General features: G+C 40.9%; 17 protein-coding genes and 1 pseudogene. 3 read left to right on the top strand and 15 right to left on the bottom strand.

The features are described 5' to 3' along the window. Window positions 1-43: 43 nt before the first annotated feature. Complete coding sequence (locus FS628_RS10760) at window positions 44-1,636, bottom strand: GH35 family beta-galactosidase (RefSeq protein ID WP_145321776.1); 1,593 nt, start codon at window positions 1,634-1,636, stop codon at window positions 44-46. A 137-nt stretch (window positions 1,637-1,773) separates the two neighbouring features. Between FS628_RS10760 and FS628_RS10755 the strand changes: the two genes are divergently transcribed. Then, window positions 1,774-2,604, top strand: a complete 831-nt coding sequence (locus FS628_RS10755; protein ID WP_145321774.1) for an AraC family transcriptional regulator — start codon at window positions 1,774-1,776, stop codon at window positions 2,602-2,604. Between the two features lie 138 nt (window positions 2,605-2,742). Here FS628_RS10755 and FS628_RS10750 read toward each other — a convergent pair whose 3' ends face one another. Beyond that, window positions 2,743-3,507, bottom strand: coding sequence for a GNAT family N-acetyltransferase (locus FS628_RS10750; protein ID WP_145321773.1), 765 nt, complete (start codon window positions 3,505-3,507; stop codon window positions 2,743-2,745). Window positions 3,508-3,995: 488 nt separating this feature from the next. Here FS628_RS10750 and FS628_RS10745 point away from each other — a divergent pair, with 488 nt between their 5' ends. Further along, on the top strand, window positions 3,996-4,649 hold the full coding sequence (locus tag FS628_RS10745) for a hypothetical protein (RefSeq protein WP_222125224.1): 654 nt from the start codon (window positions 3,996-3,998) through the stop codon (window positions 4,647-4,649). Between the two features lie 153 nt (window positions 4,650-4,802). Here FS628_RS10745 and FS628_RS10740 read toward each other — a convergent pair whose 3' ends face one another. The 12 genes and pseudogenes from FS628_RS10740 to FS628_RS10690 form a co-directional block, all read right to left on the bottom strand. Beyond that, complete coding sequence (locus FS628_RS10740; protein ID WP_145321771.1) at window positions 4,803-6,443, bottom strand: TIGR02391 family protein; 1,641 nt, start codon at window positions 6,441-6,443, stop codon at window positions 4,803-4,805. A 173-nt stretch (window positions 6,444-6,616) separates the two neighbouring features. Then, on the bottom strand, window positions 6,617-6,883 hold the full coding sequence (locus FS628_RS31980) for a hypothetical protein (RefSeq protein ID WP_222125223.1): 267 nt from the start codon (window positions 6,881-6,883) through the stop codon (window positions 6,617-6,619). Window positions 6,884-7,361: 478 nt separating this feature from the next. Then, window positions 7,362-9,053: a dihydroxy-acid dehydratase gene (gene ilvD, locus FS628_RS10735; protein ID WP_145321769.1), complete on the bottom strand. Its 1,692-nt coding sequence runs from the start codon at window positions 9,051-9,053 to the stop codon at window positions 7,362-7,364. A 15-nt stretch (window positions 9,054-9,068) separates the two neighbouring features. Beyond that, a complete protein-coding gene (locus FS628_RS10730) occupies window positions 9,069-9,734 on the bottom strand; it encodes a GntR family transcriptional regulator (RefSeq protein ID WP_100527506.1) in 666 nt (221 codons plus the stop codon). A gap of 1,067 nt (window positions 9,735-10,801) precedes the next feature. Beyond that, on the bottom strand, window positions 10,802-11,683 hold the full coding sequence (locus tag FS628_RS10725) for a DUF4367 domain-containing protein (RefSeq protein ID WP_145321767.1): 882 nt from the start codon (window positions 11,681-11,683) through the stop codon (window positions 10,802-10,804). Continuing rightward, window positions 11,680-12,246, bottom strand: a complete 567-nt coding sequence (locus tag FS628_RS10720) for a sigma-70 family RNA polymerase sigma factor (protein ID WP_145324069.1) — start codon at window positions 12,244-12,246, stop codon at window positions 11,680-11,682. Before FS628_RS10720 ends, FS628_RS10725 begins: the two co-directional genes overlap by 4 nt. A gap of 137 nt (window positions 12,247-12,383) precedes the next feature. Next, window positions 12,384-12,554: pseudogene (locus FS628_RS10715) on the bottom strand (GNAT family N-acetyltransferase); the annotation flags it as partial. Between the two features lie 158 nt (window positions 12,555-12,712). Beyond that, window positions 12,713-13,111: a MerR family transcriptional regulator gene (locus FS628_RS10710; protein WP_145321763.1), complete on the bottom strand. Its 399-nt coding sequence runs from the start codon at window positions 13,109-13,111 to the stop codon at window positions 12,713-12,715. A gap of 72 nt (window positions 13,112-13,183) precedes the next feature. Then, window positions 13,184-13,414, bottom strand: coding sequence for a hypothetical protein (locus FS628_RS31335; protein WP_186327792.1), 231 nt, complete (start codon window positions 13,412-13,414; stop codon window positions 13,184-13,186). A gap of 106 nt (window positions 13,415-13,520) precedes the next feature. After that, a complete protein-coding gene (locus FS628_RS10705) occupies window positions 13,521-13,751 on the bottom strand; it encodes a hypothetical protein (RefSeq protein ID WP_260871085.1) in 231 nt (76 codons plus the stop codon). Window positions 13,752-13,987: 236 nt separating this feature from the next. Next, window positions 13,988-14,389, bottom strand: coding sequence for a hypothetical protein (locus FS628_RS10695; protein ID WP_145321759.1), 402 nt, complete (start codon window positions 14,387-14,389; stop codon window positions 13,988-13,990). Window positions 14,390-14,469: 80 nt separating this feature from the next. After that, window positions 14,470-15,024: a VanZ family protein gene (locus tag FS628_RS10690; protein ID WP_145321757.1), complete on the bottom strand. Its 555-nt coding sequence runs from the start codon at window positions 15,022-15,024 to the stop codon at window positions 14,470-14,472. A 177-nt stretch (window positions 15,025-15,201) separates the two neighbouring features. On the opposite strand from FS628_RS10690, the gene FS628_RS10685 reads away from it, so the two are divergent. After that, window positions 15,202-15,546: a DUF3221 domain-containing protein gene (locus tag FS628_RS10685; RefSeq protein WP_145321755.1), complete on the top strand. Its 345-nt coding sequence runs from the start codon at window positions 15,202-15,204 to the stop codon at window positions 15,544-15,546. A 111-nt stretch (window positions 15,547-15,657) separates the two neighbouring features. Here FS628_RS10685 and FS628_RS10680 read toward each other — a convergent pair whose 3' ends face one another. Next, window positions 15,658-16,134, bottom strand: coding sequence for a hypothetical protein (locus tag FS628_RS10680; RefSeq protein WP_145321753.1), 477 nt, complete (start codon window positions 16,132-16,134; stop codon window positions 15,658-15,660). Window positions 16,135-16,482 lie beyond the last annotated feature (348 nt).

Here is a 16,482-nt window from a genome sequence, read left to right as displayed (position 1 = left end):
AAAATCTTATAAAGCGCGCCTGTTGAAGCGCGCCGTTACTAATTTAATGCGTGTATAAGGATACTTTTAATACCTGAGGTTCGTTGCCTAAAGAAACGCGATATTCATCCCCGTTAAGTCTTCTTCCGGGTACCCAGTTCCCTTCGTGATACCAACCTTCATCGATAGAAATAAAATCCGCTGTCTTTCGAGGTTCTAAAGATGTAAATTCTACAGTGAATCCGTGCCCCGCAATAAGGAATTCATGATCAGAAACTGCAATAATTAAACCACCAGCTGGTGGAGCTTCACTGTGCAAACCATTTTTAAAGCGTAATTGAAGACGATACTCCCCAAGGCGAATAGCTGATGGATAGGCTTTGTCCTGCAGAATGCCCCGCATTTGTTTGGTTCCGTAATATTGTGTAATCACCGGTGTCATGTGATGCAGCAAATCATAAGCTTTTGACAACAGAGGCCCCACTCCCGCGCTTTCCATGACCATGAAATGATTGGGTGGCAAAAAACCTGCGCTCCATGGATCAACCCCGTTATCCATTGTCTCAATGCCAAAAGGCGTATAACCTAATGCCTGATGCTCTCCAATTGCATAAAAAACATTGGCAACAGTAACGCTATCTCGACGTGTTTCAGGTATAAATAGTGGATTATCAGGACGGTTATAGATTTCACAAATTTGTGCAAATTCGTTCAGATAGATGTCCGGTGCGATGATATCAACATGTGGGCCACCTGCTTTCCATACATCGATTACGTTTTGGTTTGGCCCCCCCGTAGGGTACTGCCCTGGTTCTTGTTCTTCATATTGCTTCAACCACACATTAACGAACATTGGAAGAGGATATTCTTCTTTCCCTGATTCAACAACCTGATCAATAAAACGGGACATATGCCAGGCTGTAAAAATTTCCTCAGCTGCTGATCCAAAAATTTGTGTCCACCCAAGAAGATCTGCACTCTCCCTTTTCCAATGCTTTTTAATAAATGGACTTAATTCTTCAGAGTGATCTTTGAGATACTGAATCAACTCAATAGGTACATTTGCTTTAAATAATTTGTCTGCTTGGGATGAGTAGTCACGTGCCGTACCAAGGAACCCGACTTCATTCTCCACTTGAACCATAATAACTGTCTGTTCAACACTATCAACCTGACGAACGTAGCGCATTAATTCAGCAAATGCTTTACTATCCGCCTGCAGTGCCTCTTCAGAATGACAAGATATGATTGGTAATTTTTTTCCACTTGCGGACTGAACCCGTGGAAAGCGGAGAGTGTCGCGCTTGACCCAAGCAGGAACATAGGTCGAATGGGAATTCTTCCACATTCCGAACCAAATCAATACTAGTTTCAAGTTATGTTTCCGTGCTCCTTCAATCAAACCATGTACAAGCGTGAAATCAAAAATACCTTCTTCCGGTTCAATGAGTTCCCAGCTAACAGGAACCACAGCAGTGTTACAGTTAAAGTAAACCAGACGTTCCCAGACATTCTTATCCATATACTCAAGACTTGATGCACTTGAATTGTGAACTTCTCCAGCAAGCGATATAAATGGTTTATCATTAACAATTAGTCTGTAAGCGTCCTTAAGCTTATCCAGCCTTGGTAAACCAGCGGTGTCCAAAAGATTCATTAGCTCCTCCTGCTTTCTTGTTATATCAATTATTTGCTATATAAGCTTTACACCATCATTCTATAAAACCTTTGTGTTATTGTATATAATACATATTTGCTTTATAATATATAAAAAAATTGCTCAAGGGGCTATATATGAGACGAAATATATTTATTCCGCCGCCTACGTATAAATATCATCTTTTGTACCCAGTAGGTATTGGCCATTATTACGATTTTCCTACCCATCGTGAGAAGAGAGAGAGTGGTTTTTTAGCAGAGTATAATCTTCACCTTGTGCTTCGGGGAAAGGGATATATTATTTCTGAAGGCGAGCAGATTGAATTAACCGGGGGTTGTGGGTTTTTGTATCCTCCAGGAGCGGAGCAACAATATGGGGCCGATGAGGAAGATCCTTGGGAGATTTGTTTTGTACATTTTACTGCTGTGGCCCCACTACTATCGATGTGGAAGCTTGATGACATAACAATCTTTAGATTCGCAGGAATCAAGCAGGTACAACGCATTTTCTCAGCAATGTTCGAATTAATTGATAGCTTCAAAACGGCGAATGAACCACGCTTATCCGCATTAGTGTACGAACTGCTGTTATTCCTACTTAAAAATTCTGAGTCGCTAAAGCACAATAACACACTTGATCAGAAAGAAGTTATCCACGGAATTGCAGATAAAATTCACAACAAACCTGGTTTTCATTGGACCTCGGAACATATGGCGGAACTTTCAGGGTACAGTCTATATCATTTCATACGGCTATTTCAGAAGATTATGGGGTTAAAACCGAATGAGTATGTTAAAGTAAGCAGAATATCTGCGGCAAAGAACCTACTGGTTACTACTGATTTACCTATATATGAGATAGCTGAAAATGTTGGATTCTCAAGCACCAGTTATTTTATTAAAGTTTTTAGAGAAACCACCGAAACCTCTCCTCAGGGGTATCGAAATATGTACAAACCTTCATAATCTGGTTGAACCAAGAATTCGATAACTTCATTAAACTAACCTGCCCGTTAGTTGAACAAAAGCAGCAGATCGAGTTGATCCGCTGCTTTCTTTGTATTATTGAGCTATTGTTTCCCTTTAGCTTAATAAGAAAAATTCTTATTCAAATACAACCATTTCTCCGATATCAATAAATCCAAATCGCTTATAGATATTTTTCCCATCATCTGAAGCCTGTAATACAACTGGTTTTTGTTTATCCTGTGTTTGATTTAGAAGGAATTGAAACATTTCACTGCCATATCCTTTACCTCTGAATGTTGCTTTTGTCATCACGTCATATATACCATAACTATCTTTACTTTCGATTAATAAGCCAGTAGATACAGTCGTTCCATCTATGCAGCCAATAAACATTCTCATTGCTGAACTTAATTGTTCATATGAAAATCGATTAAAGTAACTTTCTAACGCTAATTTTTCTTGTGTACCTTCAAATAGACTAAGAAAAACCTCTTCGTACTTTAGGAGTTCTTCATTACTTCTCACTTGCGTAATCATCATCTGTTGAGAATATTGACCAACATTCAATGTATTATCAAGTTTCATCATGATATTACGTTCTGCTTCCATTAGATCATATTCTTGCATAAGATTTATCCAGTCATCACTGACAAATTGAGCGTCCATCCAAGCACAAAAGGGATGCTTTTTTAACGTTAGATTAGTCATTTCTTGTCTAATCTTCACTGCATTTTTGATATTTGGAGATTTCGACAGCAGTACATTGAATGTATCAGTAGGTAGCCCCGTATTCGCTATGACGAAATCTTCTTCACTTGTAAGTTCTCCACTAACTGCATGAGTAAATACTTTTAATTTTTCTTCAAAATTGTTTATTACTAATTGTTGATTTGTAATCATGTTTTTGCACCTTTCAATTTAATTTAGCTCGCTCTTTTTTATTATAAGGTCATTTAAGTTCTAAACAAACCGTGTTCACAGTATTTATATCCTCCCATAATTTTCAGGAAACTCGAAAAGTATGAAACGCTTCATTTTCTTTTCTCATATAAAACAATATAACACTTTAATTCTTATTGAGCTAAACTGCCCGTTAGTTGAATGGATTAACGGGCAAAATAACGATTAGATATACGTCTAATCGGAAACAGGAATATGTTCTTGTCCAGTACGGTAATCGGTACAAGTTCTTGTCCTTGGCTTGGGACAAGAACTTGTACCGATTAAATAAAAAAGCCGCTATAATAGCGACTTCAATGGGACCATGTTCTTGTCCCTCGACATTTACACCGCGACACAAAGTACCCTACTTTCATGCATTTATGCCCTTTGTCTTTGTTCGCGATGTCAGAACCGATATGGATAAATTAAACGATTTCATCACTCAAATGATCGACTATTCGAACATAAGCAGCGAATTACGGCATGAGCTACTGCACCTGATCGGCGTAGAAGTTTGTCCCTATTGCAACCGACAGTATATAACGAATTACATAGACCGCAGAGCAAAAAAAGCGACAGCTGATCTGGACCACTTTTATCCTAATTCCGTTTTTAAACTGTTTTCCTTGTCGCTGCACAATTTCGTGCCTTCTTGTCAGATATGTAACTCCCGCTTCAAGCTTGCAAAAGGGACTGAGATCTTATATCCATACGAGTACGGCTTTGACCAGGATACTTATTTTGATGTCGCGCTTACCTCCTCTTCGAACAGCGATTCTTTGATCGGTGGAAATACGTATTTTAATATTAAGCTGCATCAGACCCATACGGGCCATCGAGCCGATCATTTGGAGGGTAGCATTCGGCTTTTTCAGCTACAAGAAGTGTATCAGAGCCATAAGGAATACGTAAGAGAACTGCTTCATAAACAATACGTGTACAAGGACGCCTATAATAAGGATCTTACCGCTCTGTTTGACAATATGCAATTGAGCGAGCAAGAAATCCAGCTGTTCCTCTACGGGCATGTGCTGCACGAAGACAAGCTAAGCGATCGGCCGTTAAGCAAGCTGGCGTACGATATTATCACGCGCAGGTAAGTCGGAACACTTCAGAAAAAAACACGACTTTCTCCAAGAGAAAGGCCGTGTTTTTTGAAAGTTATCTCCTTTCTTTTGGACATAAACGGCAATGACCTGATTAAAAAAAACGCAAAGTAAAACCGCCAGTAAGAATGTACTGGCGGTTTTGTGCTATTTATAAAGTTCCTCGTTCATCGTGTAGATTTTTTCGGTCAAGTCTTCAAGACCTTTTCTTCCTAAGCGATTCAATTCATAACTGAGAGTATTCAAGTCATTCCTTCTCAACACGAACTCATTATCGACTACCTTGTTGAGGAATGCGACCATAAACTCTAAATCAGAATTGTGCACAATTGTCCTGAAAAAGTCATCCTTACACGAAATCTTTTTTAATACACTTTGAAACGCTTCAGCGCTAGAAAGCAGATGATCCTGAAACAGTTTAAGACTCCTTGTTATAGGCTTAAATCCAGCCTTAATTAAATCTACTGCAGAGTTAGACTTATATGAGCCACAAATTGTCGAATAAATGGCGCAGATCAACTCGATATGGTCTTCAAAAGTAATATGCTCAAAGATTGATGGATCCAACTCCGATAACAAATCGATACCCGCATTTTGGTCATTGAAATAGCTGCTTTTAATGAGTTCAAGGATCTTACCGAAACAGACCCTGTGCAGTTCAGCATCAACATAATCTCTCGAAGAAGCAAGGTATTCGCTTAATTGTGATTTGTAGGAGTAGGACTTATTTCCGTCAAGCTTGAAACTCAGCTGAGTAATCTCAGCAATGAGTTGCTCCGCTTCAACATTCACAGCCTTATCGAGTCTACTGAACAACATCGATGCAAAGTAAAGTTGTTCTAGCGCTTCCTGCTCTGTTGGATGTATCGAATGGTCATGTGCTAAGACGTTTCGAACCCCCATCACTGCGCCAGAGAATAACCACATGGCTCCTTGTTGTGGGTCATCACCGCCAGCTACCTTAAGAATAGTTGCCCTCTCAGTAGTCCCCTTCTTATTATTAATTGTAAAAGCTTTTTGCATTAGCTCTGTCCCATCATGTTGTAGCCTACTTTTGCGCCGAACATCATTATCCAACGCTACATAAGTATCGAGGACAGCCGAACGATAATGCCCATCTTCGAAAAGCTTTTGGGCGACCCCCAATACTCTCGGATGCAAACCATCCAACTTACTTGGTTGAGCTGCGACTGGAGTCGGTTCCTCGATTACAGGAGCTTGAGGTGCTGGCGATGGAGCTGCAGATGCTGCAGGAGCTGCTTGATCCCTCAAGAACGAATAGCCCTTTTCCAATACCGTAAGCTGTGTCGGGAACTTCACCTCACCTGTGACTAAGCCTTCTTCGACCAAAGTACGCATCATCATCAAGCTCGGCTGTTCTTCGTTTACCTCAGGGAAGAATATGGAGTAGTCCTTGCGCTCAATCGCCACTGCATCACCCCAATATTTCGAAAGAGCCTTAAGGTTCTGCAGAGCTTTTAATTTACGTTCCGGTACTGAAGGGAACTGATCAACGATTTGATGAATCGTATACCCCTCTGTATAGCCGTTAGGATTACCGATGAATAGTGTTGCTACCGGCTCTTTGTTGATTGTGCGGTATCGAGTGAATGCTGATACCCTCATCAACTGTGGTAGAAGTTTTCGTTCAGCAGGCAAATCCTCTAAGCACTCGTGGGTGATCTGGAAGTCACCACAATTCGGGCAGTTTATCAGGTAAACATCTGACCTGTCTCTCATTTGTCCTGCTTCATTACCGCAAAGCGGACAATTAATCTTCGATGTCATACGATCACTCCATACGTTGAATTCACATGCAATAGCATATTTAAATATTCACCAGAGAGGGACTTAACTCCTGCCCCGAAAGCAAGAACCGACAAGAACCACGCTCGGTGAAAATAAAAATACGGCTACCTGTTTAAGACAGCCCCTTCTTGTGGTTCTCTAACTCACTCCACTTACATTAACTTTAGAAGCTCGGTAGTAATATCTGTTGCATATCGAACTTTATTTACAAGCAATTCCCGTGTTCCTGATTGCTTCTTACCTGGTTCTTGGATTGTGATTTTCCTACTTGTGACTCCACTAAGGTAGGTTAAAAAAGCAGCCCTATAAGTAGGTTTGATTTTCCAAGCTTCCGCTGGATTAAGATCTTTATCTAGGTAAACAAAGTACAACTCTCTCCATTGGTCACCTATCGGCGTGGGAATGAGTCGTTTGTTCATGTCCCTCTCGGCAATCGGTACAAGTTCTTGTCCTTGGCTCGGGACAAGAACTTGTACCGAATAAATAAAAAAGCCGCTAAAATAGCGACTTCAATGGGACCATGTTCTTGTCCCTCGACAACGGGCTAGCGACTTGCATTGGCAATATTTACTCATTCGAGATTTAGACCATCCAAACATTCCTGCACTAGCCGGAACCTGCCTGCTATTCGTAGCGAACCCCCAATTAATGAAAGTCGAGAAACGGTACAAGCAAAAATACACCCCCTAGAATTTCATCGGCTAAACTCAGGGGTTTTTCCAATGTCTATTCTAGGGGGTGCACTTCATTTTCAAATGATGAAATTAAATTCTTCATCTTTTTCTTGCGACATTCTTGATCTCTAAAGCTGGCGTTTTTTTTGTTTAGCACGCTTCATGCATTCGTTGTAGTAGCTTCTCCCCTCCCATTTTATATGTAGCATCAATGTTTAATTGTCTATTCCATCAAATCTGTTACTGCACCTCTTGAAGCAGAGGAAACTAATTTAGCATATTTGGCAAGTACACCGGATTTCACTTTCAGTGGCGGTTGTACCCAAGCTTGCGCTCGAGCGGCCAACTCTTCTTCTGGCACTTCAACCTTAATTTCCTGAATGTCGCTATCAATGGTGATAATATCTCCATTTTGGAGCAAAGAGATCGGTCCACCTACTTGTGCCTCAGGGGATACATGGCCGACTACAAATCCATGCGAGCCACCCGAGAACCTACCATCTGTTATGAGAGCAACTTTTCCCCCGAGACCTTTTCCTACAATGAGTGCTGTAACGGAAAGCATCTCAGGCATACCTGGTCCACCCTTCGGTCCACAATAGCGTATGACCAATACGTCCCCTTCTTGAATTTCATCATTCATGATCGCTTCTGTCGCTTCATCTTCGCTATCGTACACCTTTGTCGGTCCGGAAAACTGTTGTATCTTCATGCCTGACATTTTGGCAACAGCGCCTTCAGGAGCTAGGTTTCCTCGAAGCACAACCAGTGGTCCATTTGGTTTAAGCGGATTATTGAGTGGACGTATAATCTCTTGATCATTCTGGAGTGGAGCAGCTTCCGCTAAATTCTCCGCCAACGTTTTACCAGTTACGGTGAGGCAATCCCCATGAAGTAATCCCTCAGCGAGCAATAGCTTCATTACCCCGGAAACACCACCAATATCATTCAAATCCTGCATGACATACTGACCACTTGGCCTCAGATCTGCCAAATGAGGAACACGCAAGCGAATTCGTTCAAAATCATCCAAGGTTAAATCCACTTCTACGGAGTGCGCAATAGCTAGCAGATGGAGAAATGCGTTGGTTGATCCCCCTAGAGCCATAACAACGGTGATCGCATTCTCAAATGCTTTCTTCGTCATAATGTCTCTTGGGTAGATTTCCTGTTCAAGAAGTGAGATGACCTGCTTACCGGCTGCTTCGCATTCCAATGCTTTATCCGCTGAGATAGCTGATGTCGAAGAAGAACCAGGCAAACACATACCCATTGCTTCTGCAGCTGCGGCCATCGTATTAGCGGTATACATCCCCCCACAAGCCCCTGGACCTGGACAAACACTGCATTCGACCTTATGCAATTGTTCATCTGTTATTTTTCCATCTTGATATTGCCCAACGGCTTCAAAAGCTGAAACGATATCCACTTTTTTACCGTCGAGATTACCAGGTTGAATGGTTCCTCCATATACATAAACAGAAGGAATATTCATCCGTCCAATAGCCATCAAACATGCAGGCGTATTCTTGTCACACCCACCGATTGCAACAACGCCGTCAAAACGCTCGGCTCCGGTCACAATTTCAATCGAATCAGCTATAGCTTCCCGACTTGGTAGCGAGAACAACATCCCGCCATGCCCCATCGAGATCCCATCAGAAACGGTAATCGTATTAAAAATTAGTGGAGCACCGCCGTTATTACGTGCTCCCCGCTTAGCTTGCACCGCTAAATCATTGATGTGCATATTACACGGTGTTACTTCACTCCACGTACTTGCTATTCCGATCATTGGCTTTTTAAAATCCTCATCTTGAAATCCAACTGCACGCAGCATCGCTCTGTTCGGTACCCGGTTAGCACCTTCACTGATTACCTTGCTACGAATGCGAAGATCTTTTTTATTTTCCATGTTTCTTCCCTCATTTCAAAGTATTTCGTTCAGTTCCTGCATCGGTCGAATAAAATTTTGTTTCATTAAATTATGGGCATCGTTGCTATTTTTGCCTTCAAAAGCTTTAATAATCTGATCATGTTCTTCAACTGAAGCTAGTGTAGCCGTAATAGGTTGTTTTAAAAATACGTATTTAAATCGCCTAATGTGAATCTGAAGAGATGTATTAAATGTAGCTACATAAGGATTATCTGAGAGCTCCACAATATAATTATGAAATTGCTCGTCCACCTCCATAGCCTGATAAACTTGTCCATTTTTAATAGAACTTGCGAATTCCAAATTTATGGATCTTAGTTTCTCGATCTGTTCTGGAACAATAGTTTGGGCGGTGATTTCAGCAGCTAAGGCCTGAAGAGCAGCCATCGTTGAATACATCTTAAAAATATCGTTTTTCTCAATATTCGTTACTTTTGTTTCTTTTCCTGGATGCATGGACACGAGGCCTTGAACTTCGAGTAACTGAAATGCCTCCCGAATCGGTGTCCGGCTGACTCCAAGCGATTCAGCCATTTCCGCATCAATAAGCTTTTCACCTGGTTGCAGTGTTCCATCAATGATCCATCGCTGAATCTGAGAAAACGCTCTTTCTTTTGCGGACATACGGACTGGTAAGGAAAAATCTTTAGGTATTGGCATTGTTTTCATCCTCATTACAATTATTCTTATATGCAATATATCGCATACACGATCGAGAAGCAATTATTATTTCATTTACTCGCTCAATTAAGCTTATCCAGATAACTACCTGTTTTTATTGAGAGTCTGAGACAAAAAAGAGAACTATAATTTAAAAGTCTTTCTTTGAGAAATGTTACATAAGTAATATATTTTAATGTGAATGTTCTTATATAAAATTATTTGGTACTAATGAGGGCTTATGTACTTTTTACTTAAGTACACATCTAATCGGCAATCGGACGATGTTCTTGTCCATTACGGTAATCGGTACAAGTTCTTGTCCTTGGCTTGGGACAAGAACTTGTACCGATAAAATAAAAAAGCCGCTAAAATAGCGACTTTAAAGGGACCATGTTCTTGTCCCTCGACAGTTCCATTGCCACCCATCCCCTAAATGTTAAATTCTATATTATGTACAAAAGCTCTTTACTATAACGAAAACCGCTTCTATCCGATTTCTCTCAGGCCCCTCAAATATATGTTCGTTAATCAAACAAAAAATACCCAGTCAAGTGACTAGGTATTAACTGTGTCTGTCTAATTTTAAGTAATATGCTACTCTCCGGCGTCTTGACCACTTCACCAATTTGTTTTAGATCAGGAGTTTATCTCATATTTCAGTGCTGCCGCATACCTTTGCATTTGCTATAATCGCAAATGCATTTCAGAAAGATTTTAACGATCGCGTACGTAGGCACTCAAGAAGGTACTTATCTAACAAATCAATATCATCGGCTGTTTTAATTAAATACACTCTGTCATGAAGATGTTTGACCTCAAATAGATTATCAAGATGAAAGTTTATACACTCCTCAGTCCATCCTTCATTTTTAGGTTTATAAGAAAACAAATAGAGTTTAGATATACTCATCGCCCCCTTTTACTGGTATATTCCGCCTTCTTTTGAAGCAGTTCCCTTACGAGGCTGAAATGGGCTGGACGCAAAAAGAAACGGCAAAGCCGTCCTTTACAGACGGCTCCCGTTTCTCGTAGAAATATAAGATAGTATACCGCGAATCTTACAATTAGCGGATCGACTCGGCAATGCGGATGATTTCACTTCTGTTCACACTACCACTGGAGAGGGAATACAGTGCGTCCTTGGTTTCCCAAAGCAGCGTTCTGTCATCCATCAGGATCGCTTTAACACCGTTCAACTGCAATTCCTCAATCTTGCCGTCTGTACCCGTTTCGAACGCACTCTCTTCATCAGGTAGCCGCTGCTGCATGTAGATACTGCCTTTTGTCTCCTTGTTTGTAAAATGGAGATTGACATATTTGCCGCTTACCTCCTCCACGTCACGATAGAATTCCGCTCTGTCAAAGGCGTATCCCTCTGGCAAATACTGCGGGAGCTTTACCGGAAAGTCGGCATAGTCGGCCAGCTTTGTTGTGTCCTTTATGCTGAGTATATGCTCCGCGATGTCCGGGTCCTGCTCTCCCTCTTTGGCAGCTATGTAAGACTGCTCTCCCTCTTTGGCAGCTTTGTAAGACTGCTTGCCCGTTGATTCCGTCGGTTGAGCCTGAGGTTCTATCTGCGCCACCTCAATATGTCCCAGATTGAACGAAGCCAGCACTTTATCTACTATATCCTGTGCAAAGGAAGGCTGGGCAATGGTTATGCTCAGCACTCCGCCAGCCAGTACAGCGCTCAGCGCGATGGCAGGACGTTTGAATCCGCGTTTATTTTTCATTGTGTTTGCCTCCTGTTTATTGTTCATGGCCCGTACTTTAAACAGCACGGCGCTGCGGTTGGAATATTGGCTGAAATCTTTGCCGGACAGCGCTTGGCCGAGCTCCAGCAGTTCACGGTTTTCCTCTGTACCGGCCAGCCCCCCCGGAGCCGCACCGTGCTCACAAGCCTCTATATCGCGCAAAAACTTATCGTTATTGCCTTTGACTTTCATAACTGATCCACACTCCCAAGTTCAGCTTTCAGTTTTTTCATGGCACGGTAGAGAATCACTCCGATATTGCTTTCGGACAACCCGGTAATCTGGGCAATTTCCGTGTTCCGGAGACAGGCTCCGAATTTTAGCGCCACCAGATTCCGCTCTCTTTCATCCAGTTTGTTAAGCGCACCAATCAGTTTGTCGCTCTGCTCTTCCCGCAGGATTAGGCTTTCCGGGTCTTTTTTGCTTGATACCAGCTCCTTGATTGCTTCCAGCGAGAAGAACTGCTGTCTTTTTTGCCTTCTGTAGTAGTCATTCACTACATTTCTGGCGATGGCGAACATCCATACTTCAAAAGGAGCTTTATTCTGCGAATACGTCTCCAGCTTGCTTAATATCTTTTCAAATACCACACTCGTCAGATCCTCGACCGTATGAATGCTACTCACACGATAGCCGATATAGTTGAAAATCCGTTTATAGTAGGCTTCAAAAATCTCTGTAAACAACCTGTCTATTTCCGTCTTTTCCCTGATCTCCTCCTGCATGAAAGGGTGAAGCAGCGCGCGGTCTTGCATCACTTGAGAATCTCCTTTCGCCAATGTATTACCTGGCCAAGTAATTCAACAGTTAATACGCCCGTATCCCGGTTCCATTACAAAAAAAAAGAAACGGCTGCATCGCCCTCACAGGGACAGCACCCGTTTGCCGCACATTACAGTATTGTTTTGGCCAGCAAAATCTCCAATGGTTCATCGTTAAGCAGCAGTCCGCCGGCATACCGGCACCCCAGTTTTCTGTAAAAATGCTGCGCCCCTTCATTGGACATCGTCGAGGTCATCAGCCGTTTGAACCCCCGCTGCTTCATTTCATTTTCCCAATAAAAAAGCATCTCGCGGCATGAATATGACTTATCGCAGCTATTACCGGATAAATCTGTAACGGATTTACTGCATTCCCTAGTGCCTTAAGGCGACCAACACGATTCTTCACACCAACTGCTGTACGAGGTGGTTCCCAATTTTCCAATTTCATATGGTGAGTTCATTGCTCAACAGCTACCTCCAGTTGTGGGTTCTCTAATTCTCTTTGGCGGTAAATCTCTACTTTTTCGTTAATGACTTTATAATGTTCTTGAAGCCTCTCGATCTGTTCCGCTAACTTGTTCTTATGGACTTCCAACAGAATTATCCTTTCTTTGGTCGTAGCGGAACCTTGTCTTCTCAAGTCAGCGATCTGTTGCATTTGTCGAATGGTCATTCCAGTTGTTCGGAGCCTTACCAAAAAACGAATCCATGCTAAATCGTTTGCAGAATATTGGCGGCGACCGTTCGAACCCCTCTCTATTGCATGAATCAGACCGTTTTTTTCGTAGTAACGCAAGGTGTATGCACTGATGCCGGTAAGGTTGGAAATGTCTTGGATGCTTAAATATTTGTCCATAGTGTATGTTCACATCTTACATCTTAGAGCGCACTCTAAGTCAACGAAAGCCGCAAGTCGTTGGAAGTCTATTCAAAGCTTGCAATCACTGATGGCCAGCAGGAATATAGCGAGGTTATCAATGAATTCCCCATTAATTACATCTACTTTGCGGGTGGTGTCAGCTTCGCTGGTACTACCCCGTGTAGGTTGAATATCTTGTATACGTACACGTATACGTTTATGTTTACGCAATCTAAAGGTTCTCGCAAATCGAATCAAGCTTGCGTTGAATGTTTTGAAGCTCATCAAGACGCGCGTCAAAAGCTATATTCCCCCTAATAATTTTAATGGGTCAGCGAGAAGTAATCGAAAATAATGAAACATAAACGTATACTAATCATAATTAGTTGGTAGAAAAGTAACGCCTTTATGCTTCGTTAATGATTCGGTTTTTTTCGCCTCGACCATTTGCGGCGCTCTCATTATCCAGTCTTTTTTTCAATTCATTCTCGATCCAAACGGTATCCCTTTGATGTAGTTCTTCAAACTTATTCTTTTTAGGCTTAGGAGTCGTTTGGACTTCTGTAGAAGAATCAATAAGTTCTGGATGAACGCTGCTGCTCGATGTGCTTCTAATTTTGTTTTTCAATTCATCCATCTTAGACACGTTGAATCAGCTCCTTTACGAATTCTCTGTACAGTTTCAATCCTTGATTCAATTCCGGGTTATCTTGAAACCCATTGATGGATAAACGCCCTATAGATGCTGTACGGGTCATGTTAAATTAACCTGCCCGTTAGTTGAATAAAGGCAGCCGATCATGATGTTGATCTGCTGCCTCCTTTGGTTCTACTGAGCTAACGTTTCCCGTTAGCTTAATGAGGCTTAGTAAGCTAGGAATCGCTTTTTACAAAGTAATTGCCGTGATGGAGAATCTGTTCTGTATCAGCAGTGACATCATCTAAGTTATCAACTGTTTCCTCTTCGGAAATGGAGGAGTCCTTCTTGGCTACCTTATTAAAAGTTCCGAAAGGATTAATTATAATGTCGAGACTTTCTTGACCTCTCTTAATATCCTCTTCTGATAATTCCACTGAAGGTGTAACGTATGGATTGTTTGGGTTATTAACGTCAGTGATTTTCATTTCCTTATCAGTATTTATTTCGTTGTGAGTAGTAGGACTCGATGGCGCATCAGTTTTACCCTCATCATAATAATTACTAGCATAAATACTCAATGCAGTTCCTGCTGACAAAGTAATTATTAATGCCGAACTAATAAAGAATTTTTTCATTGGAGGTCGCTCCTCAATCCTAGTTAGTGTATGCATTCAGAAATCCATTTTGTCTAGTTCAGACTTGCCTGTGTTTTGAATCATACTACTGGAATTTTCGGTTTGTTTCGCTTCTTACGCTTACTTAATTGCATAGAGGAATGAATCTTCTGGTTGATAGCAAACCGTTTTTCAGCCCAAAAAAAAGTAAAATAGCCTATCATACTACCCAGCATGTTAAGCAGCACATCTTCTACATCTGCAATTCCAAGACAAGTCACAAATTGAATTATTTCAATGCTAACAATAATGCCCAATGAGATCATCATTGTTTTAATGTAGAAAGAATTTTTCAACAGTAAGGGTAATAAAAAACCTAGTGGTACAAATATCAATACGTTGCCAATTAAAAATAAAGTTACTATCCCCAAAGTTGGATCACGAATGAATGAAGCAATTGAAGAAGAAATTGACTGAAAAGGTTCCAATGAAATGTTCCATATCCCATACTGTTCTCTTTGCAGAAGCACATGATCGATTCTTTTTTGAACTGCCTGGAAACTCCCGAAAAATTTTACAGTCACAAAGTTAAGCAAACCAAGAAGATAGATCACAAATATAGTGATAACAAATTTTATAATTCTCACAACTCTCATTTAAGATAATTACGTGAATACAAATCCTCCCCGTCTTGAGCTTCTCTTAAAGTTATTTGAAATGTCGTCTCAAGGTGTATAAAGTTTACAATATCTGTAGTTTGACCTCATTATAAAGCAACATCCAACGGGGAGAGAACGTCAATTGGTAAGGAAAACACATTAGGAGGACTATTAATGAAAAAGTGGAGTCTACTTGTAGTGCCTTTTCTTTTATTGTTTATAATCGGTTGCTCTGGCAACGAATCAACCAACCCTGAGAAATGGGATCGTTCAAATGGATATGTCATTGGAAAAGAAGATCATAAAATATTAGTAGTTAAGCATACCCCTGAGACTGGCAATATCTCAATATCGCAAATTTTCGAACAAAACACACTTGATGCAATTTGGATAACGCTTAAAAACTCAGAAGTGTATGACACCATAGTAATAGGTGATAATGTTGATTTAAGTATTACAGGACCAATTAAAAAGTCGTATCCTTCTCAAGCCACTGCTACCGTTAGAATCAAGAACTAGTATCATTTATAGTGTAGAACGCTATTGTGGGGATCCACAAGAGCGAGAAGTACCCGGATATGTTATGTTCAGAATATGTGAATAGAACAGGTCACGTGTTCAAATGCAAAGCTAATTATCCGTATACTTCCTTTGGTGAATCGGCGTACCTTTAGTGACTTCACCTGTCGCTGTATTGATTTCTAGGGGTTCTACTAAAACCTTCCACCCATTGTCGCTTTTAAAAACTTTATAAGGGAGTGGTGGTGACTGTTCGTAGCCTTGTCCTGCATACTTTTCGATCACTGAAATCTCAACTTCATTACTATTGATCTGTTTGCTTCCAACAATTTCATACCCAGTAGTAGGATTGGTTTTGAAATCCTTTACATATCCTTCTTCACGACTTTTCTCATCCAAATAGTTTATATCTTTTGAATAGAACATCATTCCCTCTGCATCCCTAGCAATGTAAGCATCATAGTACTCAGTTGCTGCTTCCATCGGAGTTTGTGCAACGACTCTTTCCGCAGTTGTAGTCGATGCCACTAAAATAGAACCAGCCACAACTCCTGCAAGCAAAAGCGATACTAATTTTTTTCCTTTCATGGATTGAAGACTCCTTTTCCTGTTATATTCCTAATGAATGGGAAATCTTCTTTAGGTCTACTAGATATAACGGAGTAAATTACTAAAAAGTTGGAGATAGCTAGGAAGTTAATTTATTTCCGTAAAGGTATACAAAAAAAAATCGTCAGCATACTGCAACGATCCCTATTGTCAGTCCGCTAGTTGAAATCAGCAGCTGATCACTTTGATGCCTTCTTAAGTTTTATTAAGCTAACGTTTCCCGTTAGCTTAATAAAACGGAGCAATGAGAATTAGTAAAATACCTATCTAGTCAATTAAAACAAGGTTTGAATATGACCATGTTCTTTTCAACATGAACATGAAGAC

It is taken from the genome of Paenibacillus xylanexedens (assembly GCF_007676705.1).
Lineage (GTDB): Bacteria > Bacillota > Bacilli > Paenibacillales > Paenibacillaceae > Paenibacillus > Paenibacillus xylanexedens_C.
The sequence above is the reverse complement of the archived record's forward strand: the minus strand, read 5'-3'. Positions and strand labels throughout refer to the sequence as shown.

What these genes read in the sequence shown, in the direction of transcription:
- FS628_RS10695 (WP_145321759.1), bottom strand. Translation starts at nt 14,389, where the DNA reads ATGAAAAAATTCTTTATTAGTTCGGCATTAATAATTACTTTGTCAGCA.
- FS628_RS31980 (WP_222125223.1), bottom strand. Translation starts at nt 6,883, where the DNA reads ATGAACAAACGACTCATTCCCACGCCGATAGGTGACCAATGGAGAGAG.
- FS628_RS10725 (WP_145321767.1), bottom strand. Translation starts at nt 11,683, where the DNA reads ATGAAAGTCAAAGGCAATAACGATAAGTTTTTGCGCGATATAGAGGCT.
- FS628_RS10760 (WP_145321776.1), bottom strand. Translation starts at nt 1,636, where the DNA reads ATGAATCTTTTGGACACCGCTGGTTTACCAAGGCTGGATAAGCTTAAG.
- FS628_RS10685 (WP_145321755.1), top strand. Translation starts at nt 15,202, where the DNA reads ATGAAAAAGTGGAGTCTACTTGTAGTGCCTTTTCTTTTATTGTTTATA.
- FS628_RS10730 (WP_100527506.1), bottom strand. Translation starts at nt 9,734, where the DNA reads ATGCCAATACCTAAAGATTTTTCCTTACCAGTCCGTATGTCCGCAAAA.
- FS628_RS10750 (WP_145321773.1), bottom strand. Translation starts at nt 3,507, where the DNA reads ATGATTACAAATCAACAATTAGTAATAAACAATTTTGAAGAAAAATTA.
- ilvD (WP_145321769.1), bottom strand. Translation starts at nt 9,053, where the DNA reads ATGGAAAATAAAAAAGATCTTCGCATTCGTAGCAAGGTAATCAGTGAA.
- FS628_RS10705 (WP_260871085.1), bottom strand. Translation starts at nt 13,751, where the DNA reads ATGGATGAATTGAAAAACAAAATTAGAAGCACATCGAGCAGCAGCGTT.
- FS628_RS10720 (WP_145324069.1), bottom strand. Translation starts at nt 12,246, where the DNA reads ATGCAAGACCGCGCGCTGCTTCACCCTTTCATGCAGGAGGAGATCAGG.
- FS628_RS10690 (WP_145321757.1), bottom strand. Translation starts at nt 15,024, where the DNA reads ATGAGAGTTGTGAGAATTATAAAATTTGTTATCACTATATTTGTGATC.
- FS628_RS10745 (WP_222125224.1), top strand. Translation starts at nt 3,996, where the DNA reads ATGATCGACTATTCGAACATAAGCAGCGAATTACGGCATGAGCTACTG.
- FS628_RS10755 (WP_145321774.1), top strand. Translation starts at nt 1,774, where the DNA reads ATGAGACGAAATATATTTATTCCGCCGCCTACGTATAAATATCATCTT.
- FS628_RS10680 (WP_145321753.1), bottom strand. Translation starts at nt 16,134, where the DNA reads ATGAAAGGAAAAAAATTAGTATCGCTTTTGCTTGCAGGAGTTGTGGCT.
- FS628_RS10710 (WP_145321763.1), bottom strand. Translation starts at nt 13,111, where the DNA reads ATGGACAAATATTTAAGCATCCAAGACATTTCCAACCTTACCGGCATC.
- FS628_RS10740 (WP_145321771.1), bottom strand. Translation starts at nt 6,443, where the DNA reads ATGACATCGAAGATTAATTGTCCGCTTTGCGGTAATGAAGCAGGACAA.